This is a genomic window from Bifidobacterium sp. B4081 (genome assembly GCF_026537335.1).
Taxonomy (GTDB): domain Bacteria; phylum Actinomycetota; class Actinomycetes; order Actinomycetales; family Bifidobacteriaceae; genus Bombiscardovia.
On the sequence record NZ_JAFNMM010000004.1, the window covers coordinates 21420 to 43410 of the forward strand.

Sequence of the window (21991 nt, forward strand, 5' to 3'; positions counted from 1 at the left end):
CAAGGTTTCCCATGCGGAATAATTCACCGAACATGACACCGATAGGGACCAGTGTCAGGGGTAGGGTGAAGACAGTACTTGTATCCACTAACTACCAGACCCGCCATGTTCGGTCATGTCCGGGTCACACAAGGGGGCTTCATGGCCAAAAGCAAGATGACTGTAGCCGAAATGATCGGGCTCTTCCTCACCCCTGACGCACCTGTGCAGGTGACCGCCTTCGACGGGTCGGTCTTCGGGCAAGAGCAAGCGCCGCTGCATCTGGAAGTCAAGAATTCCCGTGCCATGTACTACATCGCGGAAAATCCAAATGATCTGGGTCTGGCCCGGGCCTACCTGCAAGGCGACCTGGATTCTCCCGAGCTGCTGCCAGGCAACCCCTACCAAGTCCTCAAGGAGCTGATGGGCCTCAAGCACTTCGTCAAGCACCCCAGCAAGCTGGATCTGGCCCGGGCAGCTGGGGCCGTCTTCTCGCATGGAGTGCGTGTACCCGAGCCACCCGCCATTGAGGGGCCTTCCCTGGCCAAGCGACTGACCGAGGGCATCCGCCCCCATACCCGCCGGGGCGACGCAGCCACGGTCAGCTACCACTACGACCAGTCCAACGACTTCTACCGGCTCTTCCTGGGCTCCTCCATGACCTACACCTGTGCTGTCTTCGAGAAGGAGGACGACAGCCTGGAGGACGCTCAGTGGCATAAGCTCAACATGGTCCTGGACAAGATGCGCCTGAACAAGGGCGACCGTCTGCTGGATGTGGGCTGCGGCTGGGGCTCCATGGAGATCGCGGCCGCCCGCCGCGGCATCCACGTCATCGGCGTGACTCTGGCTGAGGAGCAGGTCGAATGGGCCCAGAACTGGATCCGCCAGGAGGGTCTGCAGGATCTGGCCGAGGTCAGGCTGATGGACTACCGCGACGTGCCCGAGTCCGGCTTCGACGGGATCTGCTCCATCGGCATGATGGAGCATGTGGGTTACAAGCAGTACCCCTCCTACTTCAAGGAGATGATGGACAAGCTTCGTCCAGGCGGCATCCTGCTCAACCACCAGATCACCCGCACCAACTCCCACGACCACAAGCGGGCGGGCGGGTTCATCGACCGCTACATTTTCCCCGACGGCGAGCTGGCCAGCCCAGCCGAGATCGAACTGGCCATCCAGGATACCGGCTTCGAGGTCATCACCCAGGAGAACCTGCGTCAGCACTATGCGCTGACCCTCAAGCACTGGACTGAGAACCTCCAGGAGCATTGGGACCAGGCCAAGCCTATGGTGGGCGCGCCCAAGGCGAGGCTCTGGGGCCTGTACATGGCCGGCGCGCGGCTCAACTTCGAGCTCGACAACATTCAGATACACCAGTTCCAGTGCATCAAGCCCGATCCTGAGACCGGCACGGACACCTACCCCCTGCGGCCCTGGTGGGATCGGTAGCATAAAGGTCTGGAAAAGGGCGAGGACTCGACTCCTCGCCCTTTTTGTTTCCGCCACCCTTACAGCCTGGCTCTCAGGACGACCTTTCCGCCGAAGCCTCCAACCGAGCCAGATCCAGAGCCTTGTTGAAGGCGTCCGAGGTCCAGCTGGCCCCAGCCACCTTGTCCACTTTCAGGTCCTTGAGCGGGCGTCCCTGGACCACACCAGGCACTGCCCGAGCAAAGCGTTCCATGTGGCCACGCGAGATGGGCGAGTCCGAATGGCCCTGGACCCGGACCCGGCTCACCTGGCCTCCCGACAGGTCCAGATCCACATCAATACTGTCAGCCCCGTCATGCCCGTACTTGCCCGTCAGGGCGTAGGTGCCGTCGTGATAGTTGCCCGTGTCTGCCGGAGCAGTCGGCAGTCCATCACGGGAGACGGCCGTGGGATTGCCCTCACCAGCTGCGCCAGAACCTTCAGCCGACCCTGGAGCAGAGCTGGACTCGGCGCCCGATCCGGCGAACTCGTCGTCCATGGGCTTGGCCTGCTGGCTTCCGCAGCCGCCTAGGAGGGAGCCGACCGCCACCAGGGTCGCCAATGTTGCCGAGGCCGTGACCAGCCCCCGAGACTTGCTTGTGGCCATCTCAGCGTTCTCCTTCTGACTCAGCGGCCGATCCCAGCAGAGACCCACCTGTCTTGGCCATTTTAGTGGGGTCATGGAAGCCCACGGGAATATCCTGGTCACCGGTGTCGCCAGGAGCCCCGCTGAAGGCCGGCCGGCCTCCGGCTGCCAGGTAGGCCTGCTTGGCCTCCTCATCATTCCACTGCTCACCGGCCAGCACCCCGTGGTTGAGCATGATCTCCCGCTGGGCGCATGAGGCCACCAGAGCATCGTGCGTGACCACGATCAGGGAGGTTCCTTGGTCATGCAATTGCCTAAAGAGGTCCAGCACGATCCGCTCATTGGCCTCGTCCAGGTTGCCAGTGGGCTCGTCAGCCAGAATCAGCTTGGGCTCATTGATCAGCGCCCGGGCCACGCAGACCCGTTGCTGCTCACCGCCCGAAAGCTGGCTGGGCAGGTGGCGGGCTCGATCCGCCAGACCCACCCGGTCCAAGGCCTTCAGGGCCTGGTCCTCATCCACCACCGAGTGGTAGTACTGGGCCACCATGACATTCTCCAGGGCAGTCAGATGCGGGACCAGGTAGAACTTCTGGAAGACCAAGCCGATCACGTTCTTGCGCACATCGGCCAGCTGGGACTGGCTCAGATCCTCCAGCGGCCGCCCCTGCAGACGGACCGAGCCGCGGCTGGGCGTATCCATGCAGCCCAGAATGTTCATCAGCGTGGTCTTGCCTGAGCCGGAAGACCCCACTACGGCCAGCCACTGACCTTGCGGGACGCTCAGGTTCAGATCATCCAAGGCATGCAGATCGCCGTAGATCTTGGATACATGGTCCAGGTCCAGCAGCATGCCGCCGCCTGACTGGGACTCGCTCGCCTTTGCCTGCGTCATTGTCATTCCTCCCTCAGAACTAGGGCCGGGTCGATACGCGAAGCCCGGAGGACCGGCCGGATAGATGCAATCATGGATATGGCCACGCTCAGCAGGACCGTGCCCAAGGCCAGCCACCAGTTGAAGCCCAGCGGCCGCTGGAAGACCGACAGGCAGAGCAGTCGGGCGAAGCCATAGCCCAAAGCGGTGCCGATCAGGCCTCCAGCCAACCCGTAGCAGGCCGACTCAGCCAGAAACTCCATGGCTATCCCCCGCGAGGAGGCACCCAGAGCCTTGCGCAGACCGATCTCGCTGCGCCGCTGAGAAACAATGGAAGCCATGGTGGTCCCCACGCCCACAAAGGTCAGGACCAGCACCACCACCGAAACCAGCCAGAAGAGCGACTGGAGCATGGCGATGGTATGGCTGTCGCCTGCTGTGATCCTGGCGACCGGCCGGGCCTTGACCCCCATGGAGGTCATGTCGTTGATGCTAGCAGCGATGGTCTTCAGCCCCGAAGTCATGGTGTTGACCGAGTACTCGATGACATCGGTACCCCGCCTGGCCCCGGTCAGGAGCTCCAGATCGGACAGGTCGGCGTAGATAATGCGATCCTCGGGGCCGCCAGTATCGACAATGCCACCCACGCGAAAATCACGACCCTGCCCCCCGGCTTTGCCTGTGAAGGTGGACTGCCCGGCCGGATAACCAATAGTTATTGGCTTGCCAGTGGTCAGCCCCAGCGAATCTGCCAGATCCCGCCCCACCATGACCGAACCAGGCTTCGGCCAAGCTCCTTCCACGCTCCAGTGGCGGTTGAGCTGACGCACCTGGTCAGGGTGGATGCCGGCCATCTCGCGGGCCCCGGCATTGACCTGCACCGTCTCATATCGATAGGTGGCGTACCGGGCCGGGGCCTTGGCAGTCACCATGTGGGTGGTGTGATCCACCATGCCCTGTTCGATGCCGGAGCCAGACCGGTTGCCCCCCTGAATGGGCGAGACGACCAGATTGGCCCCGTAGGAGCGCATCTCCTGGTTAATCTGCCTGGGAGCCTCAATGCAGACCGCCGCCAGACAGAAGAGGGTGGCCGCCCCCACCAAGGAGGCCACCACGGCCATCAGGGCCCGTCCCCGACGACGGAAAACGGCCCCAAAGAGCATGGTCAGGAACATGCGGGTATTGGTCATATGGCTTGTATGGCGATCAGCGGCCATGAAGCACCTCCGCCGGCCGAAGCCGCAGAATCGATCTGATTGACGAGATGGATGCCAGCAGCACCGTCAAGGCCAGCAGCACAAAGACCAGCACGAAGACCATGGGCCTCATGGTGATACCTGAGCCGAATACCACCCTGCCTACGATCTGAGCCACCCCTGAGCCCAGCAGAGCGCCGACCAGAGCTCCGGCCAAGGCGATCAGGGCCGTCTCGGCCAGCACCAGTCTGGACACGGCCCCATCGGTAGCGCCCAAGGCCTTGAGCAGGGCGAACTCTGATGACCGCTCGGATATGGAGGACGCCATCAGGTTGGCCACGGCGATGGCTGCCGCCAGCAGGCTGAGCACGGTCATCAGGATCATGACCGCCTGGGTCTTTTGCAGAACATCGCCCTGCAGGGCTGCCACCTGTCTGACCTGCTTGGCCATGGACCCGGGGATGGCCTCCTCGATCTGATAGGCGATGGAGGACGGATAGGCCGTGCAGTACCAGGTCTCCCACTCGTCCTGGGAGAGGGCGGCTGGGTTTCGTGCGGCCTTGCGGGCCAGGTCGTTCTCGGGCGTGGTCAGGGCCTTGACCTCCACCTGGTCAATCTGATCGGTCAGACCGGACATCTCCTGCAACGCCCTGGTGGGCAGGTAGAGGGAGGAGGCATCCGAATCACCGGAGTCGAAGATGCCCACAATAGTGACGGTCTGCTGTTTACCATCCAGACCCACCTTGACCTGGTCGCCGACCTGACGGCCACCCAGTCGCGCAGCCAGCTCTTTGCCCATCATGGCCTCGGTCCTGCCGCCGGACCCAGCCTCGTCCTTGGGCCAGCGTCCTTGAACCTTCCACCAGGGCCGAAGACCTTTCAAGCCTGCGGTGCTGCTCTCGCCGCTGTCGACCTTGACGGTCCGGCCGAACCAGGTGCCCACCAGAGGGGCGCCGACCTGGTCCACAGTGCCGCGCAGATCCAGACGTGGGGCAAAGTCGGTGATGTTGTAGGCCCAGAAGATGGTCTTGATCTTGGGCACCTGGGACTCCTTGAGGAAGGCTGTCGGCGTTGACTCGTCGCCTGATGGGCCGCTCTCCTGGTCGCCGTAGAGGTCGGAGACCACGGCATCAGCCTTGGCCTGGACCGTGATGTTGGATCCGTAGGTGGACAGTTCTGCGTTGAGCTTGTCGCCCACGTCAAAGACCACCCCCAGCATGGCCGTAGCCACGCAGGCCGACAGGCAGACCGTGACGGCGATGAGCATTCTTCGCCCGAACTGGCGGCTGAATGACCGCAGCATCATTCGCATGAAGAACATGCCAACCGCTCCTTCCCTTTTATCAGCTCTTGAAGTGCGAAGACAGTGCATCCAGGTCTGCGGTGCTGATCTGTATGGCGCCCCGGCCGGTCTTATAGGGTAGAGGGACGGGATTGCAGCCGCCCTTGAACCCGATGGTGGCCAGGTTGATGGCTACGTCGCACTTCTTGCAGATGATCTTGCCGTCTTTTTCGTAATAGCCCGCATCCCCGCAGTTCTCGCAGGCATCCAGCCCGACCCCGTAGGCCGCGCCATTCTTGCGGATGATGATGAAGCGCATCTCGGTGCCGTCCTTGGCCCGGTAGCTGAATCGATGCAGGTGACCATCCTCCACTTGGGAGAAACGAATGGTGGCCGTATCGGAGGTCAAAGAATACTTCTCCGGAGGCGAGAGCACAGGCACCTGGTGGGCCTTGGCTGTGCCCACCGTCAGGGCCAGGGTGACGCCGATCATGGCCACCAGGCTCCAGACCGCCGATGCCAAGGCCCGTCGGCGGAAGGCCCGGTGACTGCGGTCGTCAGCTGTGGAGGCTCCGGTCACCGGCATGCGCCAGCCTGCAACCAAGCAGGCGAAGACTGGAATGATGAAGACCAGAACCTGGGCAAGAACCAGGATCAGGTCGGCGTTGTATCCCAGGGCCATGACCCGGAAGGCCCACCCGTGCAGAAGAACCAGGCCGGTGGTCTGCATCAGGGCCACCAGGGCTACGCCGTGCCGAACCAGCAGCAGGACCACCATGAGCAGGGCGGCCAGACGGAAGGCTATCCGGGGGCAGGAGGTATGCATGGTCCTCAGAATGGCAGCCACTATCACAGCGGCAGCCAGACCAAGCAGGAAGCCCAAGGCCCTCAGAAGCATGGCCGAGGTCATCACCGGCTCCCCCGGCTCCACAAAAGCCGTAAGCTGCAGGATGACGTCGGGCAGGGCACGGAAGGTGGTCAGGGCTATGGCCAGGGCTGCCAGGGCGTTGGCCAGATCCATGGCCCAAGGGCGGCGATGCCAGTCTGAAACCAGCCGATCGGCGAACAGCACCACCGCAATAGCCGCCAGATCAGTCAGAACGCAGGCTACCAGGGTCGGGGAGTTGACCATGGTTCGCCGGTTGATGATCGCGGTGGCACGCAGGAGGGCAAAAACCAGCGCTCCCAGCACGCCAACCCCCAGGCCAATCAGCCGCCAGGAGGAGGAACGGGGCCGATCGCGGCCCTCGCCCACTCCTAGAAGCACGCTGAAAATCATGACCAGGAGAGCCGGGGCCAGTGTCCCCGGCAAGACCGTGACAAATTGCTCAAGCATGGTGCATAGCAGCTTACCACTGGTGGGGCGTGTAGTCCCAGTCCCAGCTGACCACGATAGGCTCGGTCCAGAAGTGCCCCTTCACGCCGGTCTCCGGGTCGACGTGCAGCATCCAGCCCTTCTTCTCAGGAGAGTCGATGGAATAGGTCAGCTTGTAGGATCCGGCCTTCTCCATCTTGATGTTGGCTCCGTAATGCGGGCCATCCGAGGCGTTCATCTGCATGAAGGTGCCGGACTGCTTGTCGTTGGGATCATCCTTGTTCTGGATGGTGTAGTTGACGGTCAGATCCGGAACGAACTCACCCTTGGCATAGCCCAGATTGTTATTGGGCAGGGCGTGGATATCAGCCTCCAAATGCAGGCTGGCATCTGCCGCCTTCAGACCCATGGAAGCGGGCTCCATGTCGATGGGCTGGAAGAAGACCGTGCCGATGTTCAGGGGGCCCTTCTGCTGATCGTCGGGCGGTATGGGGATCTCCTCGAACCCGGCCCCCTTGCCCGCCGAGGACTGGGAGGCGCCAGAAGCCTCAGGCGCGGGAGCCTCACGGGTGCCTGACCCGCTGGAGCCGCACCCCGCCAAGGCCAGGGTGCCCGAGAGCACCAGCGCGACCAGGGCGGTCAATTGTCTCTTCTTCATGATTGTCCTTCGCTCTTTGATGTTTGCATGGATGCCGTGACCTCAGAGGGCACAGCCCCTTCGGCGGCCTGCTCGGCTTCCGTCTGATGGACGGTTGCCGACGACGACCCGCCGGAGTCCTGATTCGACTGCGCCTGCTCCTGCTTGTGCAGGCGGCGGGTCGACACAATTGCCAGCACGACCACGACCAGGGCCGCCAGGATCTGGGCACCAATGGTCTGCGTGTATGGATACAGCCCGATCCAGTCGCTGGTGGGCACACCTGGCAGGTAGGTGGCCGGCACCAGATCGCCCTCGATCAGGGCATGGACGCCGCCTCCGGCGAAGATGACCACCATAACCGCCATGAGCAGGCTGGTGATGATGAAGAAGGGCCGGATGGGAATTTTGACCGAGGTGAAGCGGATGAGTACGAAAACGATGACCAGGACCACAGCGGCAGCCGCAAAACCGGTCCAAATCTCACGTGTGCCGCCAGGAGCCATGGCGAAGATGGCTTGGTAGAACATGACCGTCTCAGCCCCCTCCCTGAAGACCGCCAGGAAGGAGAGCAGGGCCAGGGAGATAACGCTGCCCTTCGAGATAGCAGCCACCGTCCGGCTTTGAATGTAGTGGTTCCAGGATTCCACAGAGGACTTGGACAGCATCCAGTTACTGGTGTAGAGCAGCATGAGCATGGCAACCAGGGCCACCACACCCTCCAGGATCTCCTGCTGGGGACCGTTCCCGTTAAAGAGCAGGGTGAAGAGCAGAGCCACCAGCCCGCTGGCCACCAGGCCTGCCGCAATGCCCCAGTAGATGTGCCGGATCTTGTCTTTATGGCCGGACTTGACCAGGTAGGCAATGATGGCCGCCACCACCAGGATGGCCTCCAGCCCCTCCCTCAGCAGGACCACAAAGGCCTGGCCGAAGGCGGAGGTCAGGAAGGAGGTCCACCCATTGACCTGGTCCGCGGCGCCTCCATCCAGAACGGCGGCGTCCTCGACCAGCATGCTCTTCAGGTCGTTTACCAGGGTCTTGGCTGGCTTGCCCGCCACCATGGCCATCCGGGTCTCCTTGAATTGGTATTCCACCTGGGAGACCCTGTTGCCGCTGATGGCGTTCATGACGTTCTTCTCGAAGCCCAGCTTTTCGTAATACTGGTAATAGGCCTTGTTGACCAGGTCAGATCCCGCCTGGCCCTGTCCCTTGGATGCCTGGGCGAGCGCCTGGTCCAGGATGGGCGTCATCTCGTGGGCCACCTGGGTCCAGGTCCGGTCGCCCTTGCCGTTGTTCCGATGCTTCTTGGCTGCGTCCAGCCGTCGACGATCCGCCTTGATCTGCTCCTGCTGAGCCTTGGCGTAGGCACGAGGATTGGCCAGCCCTTGGGTGGCATCCAGCTGGGTGGCCGCAACTGCCAGATCGGCCTTGAGCTTTTCGCTGCCCTGGGTCAGGGCCCGCCCGGCATCCGGAGCGTAGACCTGGCCCTGCAGGGCCTGGAACTGCCCGTCCAGGGCGTTGCGCCTGTCCTGGCCTAGGGTCGACTCCACGATCGAGACGAATCCGGAGCCCACGTAACCTACGTTGTAGGCCCCCATGAATTGGGAGGCCGCCCCGGCGCGATCCTCCAGGGCATAGTCCTTACACCCTCTATCCAGCTGATGGGATATGGAATCGGCCACCTGGGTCCAGCTGTCATAATCCGCAGCCCCGCTTGCCGCCATGGCCGACTGTGGAGTCTGCAGGATCAGGAATATCAGGGCCAACAGCAGGCATGAGAGCAGGGAGCCAGCGGTTCTGGCCACTCGTGTCCTGCCGACCTGTGCAACCATGGGCGATGATCTCCTTCGTCAGTCCCTCGTTATCGAACCTGCGAGAAACGAAGGCCGATTTGACAACTACCGAAAATCAATCTAGCCCAAGCACAAATGGAAAAACAGACTTGTTTATAGCGTTTTGAGGCCATATAATACGCCCGCGCTCGCGGACGGTCAGTCGGCCAGCAACGGCTCACCCTTATGCTTCCAGAGGCAGATGCCGCCGAATATCAGCAGCCAGACCAATCCCAATATGGCTGGATACCGGGTGTCGGGAGCCAGGAAGAGCGAAAAGTAGATCAGAACGAAAAAGACGATGGCAACGGCTCCAGTCACCCGGTAGGCCGGCATGATGAATCCATCGGGTATGAAGTCCTTGCTGGTCCGGTAGCGGCGGTGAGCAAACAGGGTCAGGATGTAGATGAAGATGATGACCGCACTGGAACAGGAGGTGAACAGGACGAAGGTGTCCTCGAAGCCGGGCAACAGATGCAACACCGGAGATAAGAGGATCAGCGCCCCGGATAGGACGATGGCCCGGGCGGGCACCTTGCCGCGCCGCGAAATCGTATGCAGGCTGCGCATCACTGGAGAGTGGCCGGCAGCTGCCAGCTGGAAGAGGTTGCGGCCAGCGGAGTAGAGCAGGGAGTTTAGCGAGGAGCTGGCTGCCGTGATGACCACGAAGAAGACCAGAGCGGCCGCCCAGTCCACCCCGGCGTAACGGAAAACCATGACGAAGGGCGAGGTGAAGCTGCCGTCGGCGTTGGGCCGGAAGGAGCGCCAGGGCACGATCAGCATGATGGCGACCAGAGCGCCCACGTAGAAGATCAACACCCTCAGGATGATCTGGTTGATGGCCTTGGGCAGGACCTTGCGGGGATTCTGGGTCTCGGAAACGGTGACTCCCACGAATTCGATCATCTCGTAGGCGAAGAAGACCATCTGGAAGCTCATGAAGAAGGCCATCCACCCGTTGGGCGCCAGACTCAGGCCTGTGGTGATGTTGTCCAGGCCCGCATGGCCGGCCGGGCTGATCCGGTCCTGTCCCGGCATGTGGACGGCCGGATAGTGGAAGCCTGTGACGACCATGACCACAGCCGTGGCGATCATGGCCAGGATCAGGGTGATCTTGATCATGGAGAACCAGAACTCGGTCTCCCCGAAGACCCGCACGGCGATCAGATTGACGCTCACCATGGCCGCCAGGAAGCAGAGCTCGATCAGACCCCGCCAGGCACTCAGATCAATGCCGAAGGTGTCGAAGAAAGTGACGAAGTAGGTGCCTACAGCGGTCAGCTCGGACATGCCGATCAGGATAAGCACGATCCAGTATGACCAGCCGGCGAAGGATCCCCACCCCTGGCCCAGGTAGCGGCTGATGAAAGCGATGAAAGTATGCTGGACAGGACTGCGGTACATGAGTTCACCTATGGCCCGCATGAGCAAGTACATGATCACGCCGACGCCGATGTAGACCAGGATGATGGAGGGTCCGGTCAGGGCTATGGACTTGCCCGACCCTAGGAAGAGGCCGGTGCCGATGGTGCCGCCGATGGCGATGAACTGCACGTGGCGGTTGCTCAGCCCGCGCTCCATGCCGTCGCCCGACGAGGCGCCGCCACCCTGATGCTCCTGCGCCGAAGGGCCATTACCCGTGCGGTTCATCCAACTGCACCTCCTTGTCTTCGCAACCTGTCTGTGGTCGTCGGCCAAAGCGGATGCCCCGTAGAGGCCGGTAGGACAGCAATACCACAGGGGTGTCGATAACCGCCGCAGAGGCCTGGCGGCTGTCATCCGGCGAATCGGGTATCTCATATTGCGGACACTGCTATTCCACAATACAAAGGCAATGTCCCTCAGCCCGGGAGGCTCCGATAGGGTTGGCCCTGTCAACCGGCCGTATTCAGCTGACGACTATCACCACCTAAGGAATGGCATCCCCATGGATCAACCCAAGGAGTCGCAAGGCAAGGACCTGCACAAGACCCTGAAGAACAGGCACATCCAGCTCATCTCGCTGGGCGGCGCCATCGGGACGGGACTCTTCTACGGGTCCGGGGAATCCATTTCATTGGCAGGACCGGCCATCATCATCGCCTATTTGATAGGCGGTCTGGCCATCTTCATGATCGTCAGGGCTCTGAGCGAAATGAGCGTGGAAGACCCTAAGTCCGGCGCTTTCAGCTACTATGCCACCCGCTACTGGTCCAAGCGTGCGGGCTTTGTGTCGGGGTGGAACTACTGGATGAACTACGTGTTGGTGTCCATGGTCGAACTCTCCGTAGTAGGCACCTTCGTCAACTTCTGGTTCCCGGCGATACCGGCTTGGGTCTCTGCAGCCTTCTTCCTGGTGGTCATCACGGCCGCCAACCTGATGGGGGTCAGCAAGTTCGGCGAGTTCGAGTTCTGGTTCGCCATCATCAAGATTGCAGCCATCGTCGCCATGATCATCGGCGGGCTGGCCGTCGTGATCATGGCCCTGCCCACAGCCAACGGCCTGCGGGCCTCCTTCGCCAACTGGTTCACCGTAAGCGGCGGATTCCTGCCCAACGGGCTCATGCGTCACGGGGCCAATGGCCAGTGGACCGGTCTGCTCATGTCGCTGGCGGTGGTCATGTTCAGCTTCGGCGGCACCGAGCTCATCGGCATTACCGCCGGGGAGGCCTCCGATCCCCGCCGGACCATTCCCAAGGCCACCAACGCCATCATCTGGAGGATCCTGGTCTTCTACATCCTGACACTTGGGGTGATCATGGCCGTAGTCCCCTGGAATGCCATCGGCAAGCCCAACGCGCAAGGCATGGTCGTCAGCCCCTTCGTTCAGATCTTCGACTCGGTTGGTGTCCACGCGGCCGCAGGCATCCTCAACTTCGTTTGCCTGACCGCAGTCATGAGCGTCTACAACTCGGCCCTCTACTCCAACTCCCGCATGCTCTTCTCCCTGGCCCGGCAAGGCAATGCCCCCAAGTACCTGGGAAGGCTTTCCAAGGGAGGGGTACCCTACGCAGGAGTGCTGACCTCGGCCTGCATCATCGCCCTGGCGGTGGTAGTGGTCTTCCTCTGGCCCCAGTTCGCCTTCAACTACTTGATGAGCATCGCCACGATCTCGGCCATCATCAACTGGTCCATGATCATGGTGACCGAGATGCTCTTCCGGCGTGCTGTTGCTCGTGGCAAAGGCCCCGGCGACCTGGCGGGCAAAACCGGCGAAAGCGCTTTGAATGCCCTGCACTTCAAGCTGCCCTTTGCCCGGGTGACCCCTTGGGCGGTCCTGGCCTTCCTGGCCATGATCGTCGTGCTCATGTGCTTCTCGCCCAGCTACCGGGTGGCCGTCGTCGCTGGACCAGTCTGGCTGATCGTCCTCCTGGCGGCCTACCAGCTGACCCAGCGGAAAGCTTGAATGACGGATTCATAGGAAGAGGCAGCTTTCACTCTAGCGTGGACAGTTGTCTCTGCTCAGCATTGAGCACTATTCCCTGATATCATGCAGATTCTCTTTCGACCACCCACAGGGTGGTATCGTTGCGCTCCACTGGAGCCGGTTTTGCAGACGAGCTACATGCCGCAACAATGCTATCGAGATATGCAGGGATGATGCTATCATAATCAATACTGGTCAATGCAGGCTGCAGATAAGCACTGATTGGCTCATTGTCCACTCCAATTACGCGCATATCTTGAGGAACCCGTATACCTTGTTTTTGTGCTTGAGCCATAATCGGAGCAGCATGCTCATCATTGAAAGCACAGACCCCGTCACATTCTGCCTCTCTAAGCCTCTTGACCATCAATTTTGCCGACTGGCCACTATCGTGAAGAGAAATACTCCCATCGGAGACCAGTTCAAGACCTACCGCCTCCAGGGCTCTACGAACACCATTTCTGCGATCGTTCATCATGGCGCTACTACTTGGAGTCGCAGTCCCTACATAGGCAATCTTGCCACACCCTTTATTCAATAAATAATTCGCTTGAACTGTACCGAGCTGGACCTGGAAATCGGCAAACAACTGAATGGGTTGGCCCTTTATTTCCTCTTTATTCTGCCTACCAAAAAATTCAACTACAGGTATACCCATCTGCTGAAGCATGGCTTTGTCGTCGACACTCAGATCAAAAAAAGGCACGACTACGCTCGGAGTTATCTCCCACAAGAGCTGACGGAGCGGAGTGGTTGAACCCGCAGTTCTCGAGAAGATGCAAACCAGGCCTCGATCATGAAGTTTCTCGCTCAAGGAGCTCCATGCTTCATCTGCGCGGGAGGAAGGCTCAGCGTTAACTGTCAGGCAGAGCACAATTGATCCTTTGCCCTTTCTCAAGGTCCTTGCTGCTGCAGATGGAATGAATTCAAGCTCCTTGGCTGCCTGAAGAACCTTCTTGCGGGTCTGCTCAGGAATGTTGGCATCGTGGTGATTAAGCACCAAACTGACCGTTGTCCTGGAAACGCCAGCTCGAATTGCCACATCCTGACTTTTCGCCTTCCGTCTGCTCATATGGATGCCCTTCTACACCTCTATTTGACAAAATCCTCAATCAGTTTATTATAACTTAGTAACACGTGTTACTAATACGTATTACTTGTGAGGATGCAAGATGAGCGAAGGAGATCAACTATGAAAAACGAGGAAACGGTCCATACCAGACGCCCAGTAAGCATCACACGAATTCTGGTACTCCTGTTCCCGGCTATAGTAGGGCTATACGGGGTGTACCAAGCAATCAATCAAGTTCTATTGCCCGCTCAGATCGTCAGCATCAACGCGACCAACAAGGTTCATGACATGGCCGTCGCTTCACTAGTCGAGTCAATCGTCGGCACTGTGATTCTTCCCATTGGCGCTGCCATTTCAGATAGAACACGTTCAAGGTTTGGGAAGCGAACGCCCTGGCTGATATTCTCCGGAATAGGCACAGCGCTCATGTGTGTCGGAATGGGCATGATGACCAGCATCGCCATGGTTATTGTTTTTGCGGGTTTGGTCTGGTTCTTCGCCAACTGGTTTCAGGGCGTCATCTACGCAGTAATTCCTGACCGAATCCCTGAGGAGCACCGTGGAGTGGCTTCTTCGGTCAGTGGCTTGGGGCTTCCGTTTGGCATCCTGATTTTCGTCAACGTTGCATCACGCACCGGCCAGCACTGGGGATACGTAATCATCGGAGCTTTTATTCTTTTGGCTTCCCTTCTGTTCTGCCTTTTGGCTCCGGAAGACCCATCATTGGATATGCCTACACCAGCAAAAAAACAACATTCCAATTGGAGTCTCAGTACCGTAGGACATTTCTTCTCCGCATTCCTCCACTGGGACTTCTCTATGGCTTTTCTGTCAAGGTTCGCTTTCTACTTTGCATCTTTTGCCATATCCAATTTCACATTCTTTATTCTGACTGACTACATTGGCTCTAAAAACCTCCCCGGGAATAATGCCACGGCAGGGGTTGCCACGGTTTCGACCATCTCCACCATCGCCCAGATAATCGCTATTGTGCTCTTCGGCAAGGTGGCAGATCTCCTCGACCGCAGAAAACTAATTGTCGCACTGTCCTCATTGGTCTTTATGGCTTCATTCATCGTCCCGCTGGTTATGCATAGCTGGACAGGAATGCTGATTTACGCGGCCATCAATGGGGCGGCAGGTGGCGTCTACTTCGCCGTAGATATTGCGGTCATGTCCCTGGTTCTGCCCAATAAGGCCAATGAGGGCAGAGATCTTGGCATCCTGGCCATCGCCACTTCGGTGCCGGCAGCAGTAGCCCCCCTGATCGGCTCCACGCTGATTAATGCCACCGGCTCCTATGTGTCCGTCTTCGTATTTGGCATCGTAACTTCGTTGCTCGGCGGAATTTTTGCCATGCTGATTCGTTCAGTCAGGTGACCGTAGTACTTAAAAAATTACTGTATGAAAGGAAGCAAGCATCATGCCCTATGCTCATAATGGTGACATATCCATTTATTACGAAAAGTATGGTCCTGTCGATGGGCCTGCCCTGATCATGATTGAAGGATACACAGCTCAATTAGTTGGCTGGGACAAAGGATTCGTGCAAAAACTGAACGATCTGGACATTCAGACCATTTTGCTCGACAATAGGGATGTCGGTCTATCCAGCCAGACAGGAACTCCCGACCAGACAGACAAGACCTATGACATTACCGACATGGCCAATGATGTCTTGGCGGTTGCGGATGCAGAAAAGCTCAAGACATTCAACATCATGGGTGAGTCGATGGGCGGGATGATCACTCAAGAAGTTCTGGTCGATTATCCCAATCGCATTAATTCTGCCGTTATCATGTTCACTGCCCCGTCCTGGGGAAAGGAATGGATGTCGAATGCCGACTCTGCCGAGTCGGGCAACAACGCCGGTCTTGATGTCGCATCGAACCGCGACCAGGCCATCGATCTTTTCGTATCACGAGAAAAAGCCTGCCATGTCAATTCTGCCTATCCCTTCAATGAAGAGAAAGCCCGTCAACTGGGAATGATGACATATGACCGTTGCTATCGGCCCGACGGATGGAGGAGACAGCAGGCTGCAACAAACTCCTTCAGCTTGGACCAAAACAAACTTGGCGAATTGACCCTGCCAGCAGCAATCATTCATGGACGCCGCGATCCCTTCTTTAGCCCCAAGGCAGGCATTCGGATTTCCCGGCTACTCAGGAATTCGGAACTGCATATTTACCCTGGCATGGCTCATGAGATACCGGAACCACTCTGGGATGAATTCGCACAAATTACTCTGCGGACCATTCAGCAAGGCGAATCTGGTCGAGGCTAATTTCTTAGCCCTGATTGAAGAATTTCGATGCCCTTGTAGTCACTTCCTTCTTGACCCAGGAATCTCTGACTAGAGGCTGGTAATCCGCAGATTATCGAGAACCAGATCCTGGTAGCCAGCCATGTTGGCCTCCGAGCCGCTGCTGCCTTCCAGATCTGGTCCTCTGTCAGTGGAGTAAATGCCGAACCAGGTATCGCCATTCGGATCGCCAGTCAGCTCGAACTCGCATCTGGCGGTGACCCCCAGAGCCTTGTGCAAGGGATACAGGTTCAGATCCTCACCGGTGTACTCGCCTCTACCTGTTGCCAGGGCGTATATGCCGTCTGATCCGCACTGGTAGTCGAACGAGACCCTGTAGCGTCGACCCGGCGCAAAGGGGACGTTCTGGGGAATGGTCTGGAAGAGGAGAGCGCGTCTCCCAGTCAGACCGTTGACTTTCAGAGACCAGTCACCCTGGAGGACATCGTCCATCCTCTTGACATCCCACCCAGCCTGCGTGAAGGGCTCATGCAGCTGGGCCAGGTGGATTCGGTTGTCTTCCACCCCTTCAGCTCCAGCCACCACAAAGGGCCAGATGCCCTGGACGTTATCTTCAAAATCACAGGTAAGCTCAACCAGATGACCGTCCTGGTCCAGGCTGATGCCATCGTATTCGTTCTCAACCAGGCGAATGTCGTCAAGGTAGGCGGCGCCATCCCCTTCATGGGCCAAGGCCAGACGGGTCTGCCCACCCTTGGGAGCCGTGAAGAAGAGATAGGCATTCTGAAAGTAGCTGCTGCCGTCAGTCGTTGGAGCATCGGTGTTGTGGGCGTAGGCCTTGACATAGTTTTTGGCAATGCTCGGGCCGCTCATATTGCGAGCCAGCACCCCACCCTGGTCCGCATCCACACTCAGCTCGACCTGGCCGCCACGGTTGTCAAGCCCTAAATAGAGGGCATACCTCTTGCCTGGCACCAGGTTGGTCAGGGGTTGCACAGCACAGACCGAACCCTCAAGCCTAAGCATGGGATTGGCGCACTGACCCTTGGTGATCGAGGCACGTCCGAGCCCCTTCACGAACCAGACCGACTGGAACAGCCTTTCGCCGCCGTTGAACCCTGCATCCACTAGATGCTCTCCCGACCAGTCCACCTGGACTCCCTGGCCCGCATGCCGGCAGACCAGGTAGGGTGTTCTGGGCTTAGCATCCAGGGTGAGGCTCCCCTGCACCACCGGAATCTCCCTTGGCTCCGATCTGCCCTGGTCGGTCAGCCGGTAGACGATGACGACAGAGGCATCGCGCCACGATTCCGGGAGCTCCCAGGTGGTCGAGCCGCCTGCAGTATTCCAGTGGTAGAGCTTCTGCTCATCTGGATCCAGCCGATCCCCCGTATTGGCATCCCAGACCCAGGGCAGCAGATACGCTCCTGCGCCGGTTCCGGTTTCAATCCCAGGCTTGTCGGCCTTGGGGTCATTGGCCTCCAGCTCGCCGACAAGCACCACTCGGTCATTCAGCCTCATCGTGCGCTCGCGGTAGGCGGGCGATGTCTGCTCATTGGAACCCCTGGAAATGACCAGCCTGTCACCTTGATCATTGACCAGCTCAATCTGTTCGTTCCCCTGATTCTTGGTCAAGTCACGCACTGAATCGACATTGATGGGGTCGTTGTACCAGGCCATGATTCTAAAGTGCTGGATGAACTTGGTCGAGAGGTCGCAGGTATAGAGGTTATCCATATAGGCATCGAAGTCGTTGCGTCCCTGCCATCCCTCGAAGTCCTTCATGCTGTAGCCGTCCAGGAGCGGGGCGTTGGCTGCGCCTCCGAAGGCTCGGTGATCACCTATCCAGCTGTCCTTCTGGTGGTTGCGCAGAAAGCGCATGACCTGGGAGTTCTCACCTTTGTCGTGAGGGGATCCATAGGTCAAATCCAGGGACCAATGCTGGAAGGCGGCATCATACTCATTGGCCGAAGCGTACTCCGTGCCAATCCCCCACCCGTTATCGGTCAAAATCTTCGAGAGCTGCCGGGTTTGCCAGGAATCCTCCTCCCCCGAGGTCCCATCGCCCCAGACATCCACATACACGAAGTCCATCCTGTCACCGACCTCACGGGCGAGGGCGGCAAAGCGTTCCCTCCTGGCGCCCGAGGCCAGGTCGTAGATACCATCGATACCCACGGTCTGATCCAGCCAGTTCCAGCCGTAGCAGAGGCCGCCCTTGTCATCCCTACGGATCATGTCTTCAGAAAAGGCATTGGCCTCGGGAAACATCTCATCCACATTGACATGGACACCAAACCGGGCCCCATAGGTCTTGCCCCTGTCCATCAAGGTATTCATGTCCTGGAGTCCGCCGATTCGTCGACCAATGTCGTCGTAGTCCGGATGGCCGGAGTCGTGGCCCTCGTTGCCATATCCCTTGAGAAGGACTGACTGACCCAGGCCATCGGTAGCCAGGGCCACCCGCTTGACGTTATCCAAGGTTGTCATGAAGGGATTCTGGGCCTGGGAGCCAAAGTTCATGGCTATGCGTCGTGCCACTTGGTCCGGGACATCATCAGAACCATACGGATTGTTCATGATGCGTCTGAAGGCGATGGCACCATCCTGCCAGTTGACCACCCCGTCATCATTCAGGTCTCCGGCCAGAGCTACTGCCATGGCGGGCTTGTCCGTCTCCCCGACCGTATAAGAGCGTCCGTGGGAATCCTGGACCACCCGGTTGTATATCCAAGGTGCGCTGGTCAAGCCGAGGACGGTGACTCCGTCCACCTGGTCGCGAACCGCCAGAACCCTGGTGTTCTGCGCGCCACCGGTTCCCGTTTTGCTGGCCGTGGTCCCATCGTGTTCGGAGTTGCTCCAGAGGCCGGCACTGAGGCCATCCGCAGAGAGGAAGCCATACATGTAGTCCTGCCCGATAGGATCCTCCTCCATCTGCCCAGCGACCGCCCGGTGCACATCGCCACTGATGGAGACGTCCGCAGACATGCGAGCGCCGGTAAACTCCGCATCCGCCTGAGTGTTGGTCACGGAAATCAGGCATTGTCCAGGGAAGGCCACCGTCTGGACTGGATGGTCGGGGCCAGCCTGGTTCCCAATCGAGATCACCTTAAAGCTCAGAGAGGCGTCCTCGACTGAAATGCGGACCGCCAAAACCGCATCAATCCCCTGCTCTGCGGCGATCGCATGGAGTCGATAGACCAGACTTGTCTCATTCTCCCGTTCCAGCTCCACCTTGTCAGGGCCCAGCTCAATCTCGATGCCGTTGATGGCCACCAGACGCAGATCCCGGACCTGCCCAAGCATGGTTCCTTCAGCCTGAGGCGTCTTCAACCGATAGTCAATCACCGAAGGAAAGTCAGGCCTGAGGCGCACTTCCATTATTTGAGTATGCAGGGTCTCCCAAGAGTCCGTGGCGCCCGGCCTCGCGATCGGTTGGTTTCCGCCCATGATTGTTCCGCCCATCGGTCATCCCCTGTCATTGGTGTTATTCATCTACGCCGCCTACCGGCAACCCAGCCCCCGCAGGAATTCCTCGGTCTGTTCGGGCCGCTTAAAGACTGCGGTGTTGCCCAAGATCCGGGCGCAGACACTGCCGATCTCACTCTTAAGGGCCTCATGGATCTTCTCCGGATCATGCGAACCCCGCAGAGCCTTGGTAATTTCGCCATACTCCAAGCTGAAGTCGGCCACTTGTTCGGAAAGCCCGGTACCTGCCACCAGGGCCTCTTCCAGGCAGGCAAGCTGGCCGACCAGCCTTCCGGGCAGGACGAAGAGCCCCTGGGCCTCGATCAGCCCGATGGGTTCCTGCTTGACCGGATAGAACTCCGGGTGCACGTGGAAGATGCCATCAGGAAACTGCGGACTGACACCGTTATTGCGCAGGATCAGGCTCATCTCGTAGCCTCGGTCGGTCTTGACCAGGCTGGGTGAAAGGGCTGATTGCCGCCCTTCTGGCCCCTGGCTGGCGATGTTTAGGTCCGGGTTGTCGTAATCCACCCAGGCCTGCCTGATGGTCTCGCTGACCTCGATAATCTCCTGCCGTGACGGCGAAACCACTCTGACCACGGTCCCCGGCCAGTCCAGAATCTCGATAGGAGTATCAGGGTGGCCGTCCAAGTGCAGGGTCCGCCAAGCTCCGGCCTGATGCACAGGCAGACGCTCTCCTCCGCCCTGATAGTGATCATGAGCCAGAACGGATCCGCCAATTCGGGGCAGGGCGGCGTTGCAGCCTAGGAAGTAGCCGGGGAAACGGTCCACAAAATCCAGCAGATTCCCAAAGGTGTCCCGATCCACGTGCATGGGGGTGTGATCAGCGTTGACACAGATGCCATGCTCGCGGAAGTACCCATAGGGCGAGAACTGCCAGAACCAGTCGTGGCCGCCCAGAGTCAGTGGGATGGTCCGCAGTGTACGCTTGTCACGCCCGGCGAAGCCCTCATTTTCATGGCAGATGGTGCACTTGGGGTACCCGCCTGCGGTGCTGTTGCCCGCCGCAGCCTTCTTCATGTCCTTGAATTCCGGCTTGGCCAGGTTGATGGTGACCACCACGCCCCCGGAGGAGAAACGAGGGTTCCTGTCCAGACGGGACTTCTTGATGTAGGTATTTTTGACGCAATAGTCATAGAACCAGTGCATGGCAGCCATACCACCCTGGGCCCCCTCCACCTGCGTGAAGCGCCGCTGCAGCTGGGATGGCCTAGAGGACAGGATTCCCATGACCGTATCTGCCATGGAGAGGGCCTCATCCTGAGCCATAAGACCGGCACCCTCCAAGGCCTGCATAAAGGACTCCAGGAGTTCATCGACGCCACCGGAGGCGGGATCAGCAGATCCATTCCCGGAATCGTAGGAGTCCAAGGAGAAAAGCGCCAGGATCTGATTGCGAGCCCAGTCGACATCGGACGGGTCCAGGTCCAGACAGGCACAGGCGTACCCGATCAGAGCATCGAGGCTCCGGTAAACCCGATTCAGCATCAGCTCCTCACCTCTTCGACCACCTGGGCGGTCATCTCCTGCATTTGGGCATCGTCAGCCTCCATCTCCTCCACCAAGCGCATCTGCGTATGGGTCCGCACCAGATTGTGCTCCGGGTAGGCGGTGGCGAAATAGGTGTCGCCCTGAAGGTAGTCGGTCAGGAAGCGCATGCCGCACTCCAAGGTCATAATCCTGCAGGAAGCCGGGAAGAGGCTCAGCTCCCGGTCCACAGCCTTGCCGGCCACGGCTCCCAGGAACCCTCGGGCATAGGCACGGTAAAGATCAGGGTTGAAATGGACCTTATCCAGATCACGCTCATCCTCCAGGGCTGTCGAAGCGCCGAAACGGATGGAGTCGCCGAAATCGAAGAGCATGGATCCGGGCATGATCGTGTCCAGGTCGATGATGGCCCTGGCCTTACCGGTGGCGGCATCCATCAGGATGTTGTTGAGCTTGGTGTCGTTATGGGTGACCCTGAGTGGAATGGATCCATCGGCCAGCCCGTCCATGATGACCGGGTACTGGTCGGCACGTTCCATATACCAGTCGATCTCGGTCCGGCAGGTGGATGCCCTGCCTTTGATATCTTCCTGAACAGCCCGTTTGAAGGTCTCGAACCGTTTGGGGGTGTCATGGAAGTGGGCGATGGTCTCGGTCAGCTGAGAGGCATCGAAGAGCGCCAGGGAGTTCTGGAAGCGTCCGAAAGCCTGGCCCGCCTCCCTAAAAACATCTGGGCTGGGAACCAAATCGTAGGAGATCGTGTTCTCAATGAAGGCATAGACCCGCCAGGCCCCACTTGCCAGCTCGCAGTAGGTATTGCCTTCTCTATTGCGGATGATATCCAGGGTCTCCTGACCCTGCGAGCGCAAAAATTCGGTCACCAACTCGATGTTGCGCATCAGGGAGGCCGTATCAGGGAAAACCGAGGTGTTCATTCGCTGCAGAATGTAACGACGCTTGTCCGTCTGTATCAGATAAGTCTGATTGATGTGCCCGTTGCCATAAGGCGCAATGCTCTCCACACGCCCTTTGAGGGGGTAGCGGGCGGCAACCGCGGCCAGCTCCTGATCCTGAACCGTCGTCATAATAGCCCCTTTCCTGC

The 21991-nt window shown here is 59.3% G+C and carries 16 protein-coding genes; 4 read left to right on the plus strand and 12 right to left on the minus strand.

Features of this window, described 5'->3' with window-relative positions:
* Nucleotides 1-141: 141 nt before the first annotated feature.
* Nucleotides 142-1431: a class I SAM-dependent methyltransferase gene (locus J3T92_RS07495; RefSeq protein ID WP_267400830.1), complete on the plus strand. Its 1290-nt coding sequence runs from the start codon at nucleotides 142-144 to the stop codon at nucleotides 1429-1431.
* A gap of 73 nt (nucleotides 1432-1504) precedes the next feature.
* Here J3T92_RS07495 and J3T92_RS07500 read toward each other — a convergent pair whose 3' ends face one another.
* From J3T92_RS07500 to J3T92_RS07535, 8 genes are all read right to left on the minus strand, one after another.
* Complete coding sequence (locus J3T92_RS07500) at nucleotides 1505-2056, minus strand: FMN-binding protein (RefSeq protein WP_267400832.1); 552 nt, start codon at nucleotides 2054-2056, stop codon at nucleotides 1505-1507.
* Between the two features lies 1 nt (nucleotide 2057).
* Nucleotides 2058-2885, minus strand: coding sequence for an ABC transporter ATP-binding protein (locus J3T92_RS07505; protein WP_267400930.1), 828 nt, complete (start codon nucleotides 2883-2885; stop codon nucleotides 2058-2060).
* A gap of 44 nt (nucleotides 2886-2929) precedes the next feature.
* Nucleotides 2930-4096 carry an ABC transporter permease gene (locus J3T92_RS07510; protein WP_267400834.1) on the minus strand — a complete coding sequence of 389 codons (1167 nt, stop codon included), beginning with the start codon at nucleotides 4094-4096 and terminating at the stop codon, nucleotides 2930-2932.
* Between the two features lie 16 nt (nucleotides 4097-4112).
* Nucleotides 4113-5423: an ABC transporter permease gene (locus tag J3T92_RS07515; protein ID WP_267400835.1), complete on the minus strand. Its 1311-nt coding sequence runs from the start codon at nucleotides 5421-5423 to the stop codon at nucleotides 4113-4115.
* 22 nt (nucleotides 5424-5445) lie between these two features.
* A complete protein-coding gene (locus tag J3T92_RS07520; protein ID WP_267400837.1) occupies nucleotides 5446-6720 on the minus strand; it encodes a DUF2318 domain-containing protein in 1275 nt (424 codons plus the stop codon).
* Between the two features lie 13 nt (nucleotides 6721-6733).
* Nucleotides 6734-7357, minus strand: a complete 624-nt coding sequence (locus tag J3T92_RS07525; protein WP_029678340.1) for an iron transporter — start codon at nucleotides 7355-7357, stop codon at nucleotides 6734-6736.
* The gene (locus J3T92_RS07530; protein ID WP_267400838.1) at nucleotides 7354-9168 is read right to left on the minus strand and encodes an FTR1 family iron permease; all 1815 of its coding nucleotides are present in this window, start codon (nucleotides 9166-9168) and stop codon (nucleotides 7354-7356) included. Before J3T92_RS07530 ends, J3T92_RS07525 begins: the two co-directional genes overlap by 4 nt.
* A gap of 159 nt (nucleotides 9169-9327) precedes the next feature.
* Nucleotides 9328-10818, minus strand: a complete 1491-nt coding sequence (locus J3T92_RS07535; RefSeq protein WP_267400839.1) for an amino acid permease — start codon at nucleotides 10816-10818, stop codon at nucleotides 9328-9330.
* A gap of 277 nt (nucleotides 10819-11095) precedes the next feature.
* Between J3T92_RS07535 and J3T92_RS07540 the strand changes: the two genes are divergently transcribed.
* A complete protein-coding gene (locus J3T92_RS07540) occupies nucleotides 11096-12553 on the plus strand; it encodes an amino acid permease (protein WP_267400840.1) in 1458 nt (485 codons plus the stop codon).
* Nucleotides 12554-12635: 82 nt separating this feature from the next.
* Here J3T92_RS07540 and J3T92_RS07545 read toward each other — a convergent pair whose 3' ends face one another.
* Nucleotides 12636-13646, minus strand: coding sequence for a LacI family DNA-binding transcriptional regulator (locus J3T92_RS07545; RefSeq protein WP_267400842.1), 1011 nt, complete (start codon nucleotides 13644-13646; stop codon nucleotides 12636-12638).
* Nucleotides 13647-13766: 120 nt separating this feature from the next.
* Here J3T92_RS07545 and J3T92_RS07550 point away from each other — a divergent pair, with 120 nt between their 5' ends.
* Both J3T92_RS07550 and J3T92_RS07555 read left to right on the plus strand, forming a co-directional pair.
* Nucleotides 13767-15026, plus strand: a complete 1260-nt coding sequence (locus tag J3T92_RS07550) for an MFS transporter (RefSeq protein WP_267400843.1) — start codon at nucleotides 13767-13769, stop codon at nucleotides 15024-15026.
* 43 nt (nucleotides 15027-15069) lie between these two features.
* A complete protein-coding gene (locus tag J3T92_RS07555) occupies nucleotides 15070-15933 on the plus strand; it encodes an alpha/beta fold hydrolase (RefSeq protein ID WP_267400844.1) in 864 nt (287 codons plus the stop codon).
* A 69-nt stretch (nucleotides 15934-16002) separates the two neighbouring features.
* Here J3T92_RS07555 and J3T92_RS07560 read toward each other — a convergent pair whose 3' ends face one another.
* Genes J3T92_RS07560 through J3T92_RS07570 form a run of 3 tightly spaced genes read right to left on the minus strand, consistent with a single transcriptional unit; the run spans nucleotide 16003 to nucleotide 21974 of the window.
* Nucleotides 16003-19377, minus strand: coding sequence for an endo-alpha-N-acetylgalactosaminidase family protein (locus J3T92_RS07560; RefSeq protein WP_324124239.1), 3375 nt, complete (start codon nucleotides 19375-19377; stop codon nucleotides 16003-16005).
* A 39-nt stretch (nucleotides 19378-19416) separates the two neighbouring features.
* Entirely contained in the window at nucleotides 19417-20889 is a 1473-nt protein-coding gene (locus J3T92_RS07565) for a UDP-glucose--hexose-1-phosphate uridylyltransferase (protein WP_267400846.1), read from the minus strand.
* Nucleotides 20889-21974, minus strand: coding sequence for a phosphotransferase enzyme family protein (locus J3T92_RS07570; protein WP_267400847.1), 1086 nt, complete (start codon nucleotides 21972-21974; stop codon nucleotides 20889-20891). Before J3T92_RS07570 ends, J3T92_RS07565 begins: the two co-directional genes overlap by 1 nt.
* Nucleotides 21975-21991: the final 17 nt, after the last annotated feature.

Bases quoted from the DNA above. Each gene is read 5' to 3' on its own strand.
- J3T92_RS07555 (WP_267400844.1), top strand. From the start codon at position 15,070: ATGCCCTATGCTCATAATGGTGACATATCCATTTATTACGAAAAGTAT.
- J3T92_RS07495 (WP_267400830.1), top strand. From the start codon at position 142: ATGGCCAAAAGCAAGATGACTGTAGCCGAAATGATCGGGCTCTTCCTC.
- J3T92_RS07540 (WP_267400840.1), top strand. From the start codon at position 11,096: ATGGATCAACCCAAGGAGTCGCAAGGCAAGGACCTGCACAAGACCCTG.
- J3T92_RS07520 (WP_267400837.1), bottom strand. From the start codon at position 6,720: ATGCTTGAGCAATTTGTCACGGTCTTGCCGGGGACACTGGCCCCGGCT.
- J3T92_RS07500 (WP_267400832.1), bottom strand. From the start codon at position 2,056: ATGGCCACAAGCAAGTCTCGGGGGCTGGTCACGGCCTCGGCAACATTG.
- J3T92_RS07570 (WP_267400847.1), bottom strand. From the start codon at position 21,974: ATGACGACGGTTCAGGATCAGGAGCTGGCCGCGGTTGCCGCCCGCTAC.
- J3T92_RS07565 (WP_267400846.1), bottom strand. From the start codon at position 20,889: ATGCTGAATCGGGTTTACCGGAGCCTCGATGCTCTGATCGGGTACGCC.
- J3T92_RS07545 (WP_267400842.1), bottom strand. From the start codon at position 13,646: ATGAGCAGACGGAAGGCGAAAAGTCAGGATGTGGCAATTCGAGCTGGC.
- J3T92_RS07515 (WP_267400835.1), bottom strand. From the start codon at position 5,423: ATGTTCTTCATGCGAATGATGCTGCGGTCATTCAGCCGCCAGTTCGGG.
- J3T92_RS07550 (WP_267400843.1), top strand. From the start codon at position 13,767: ATGAAAAACGAGGAAACGGTCCATACCAGACGCCCAGTAAGCATCACA.
- J3T92_RS07505 (WP_267400930.1), bottom strand. From the start codon at position 2,885: ATGCTGCTGGACCTGGACCATGTATCCAAGATCTACGGCGATCTGCAT.
- J3T92_RS07560 (WP_324124239.1), bottom strand. From the start codon at position 19,377: ATGGGCGGAACAATCATGGGCGGAAACCAACCGATCGCGAGGCCGGGC.
- J3T92_RS07510 (WP_267400834.1), bottom strand. From the start codon at position 4,096: ATGACCAATACCCGCATGTTCCTGACCATGCTCTTTGGGGCCGTTTTC.
- J3T92_RS07525 (WP_029678340.1), bottom strand. From the start codon at position 7,357: ATGAAGAAGAGACAATTGACCGCCCTGGTCGCGCTGGTGCTCTCGGGC.
- J3T92_RS07535 (WP_267400839.1), bottom strand. From the start codon at position 10,818: ATGAACCGCACGGGTAATGGCCCTTCGGCGCAGGAGCATCAGGGTGGC.
- J3T92_RS07530 (WP_267400838.1), bottom strand. From the start codon at position 9,168: ATGGTTGCACAGGTCGGCAGGACACGAGTGGCCAGAACCGCTGGCTCC.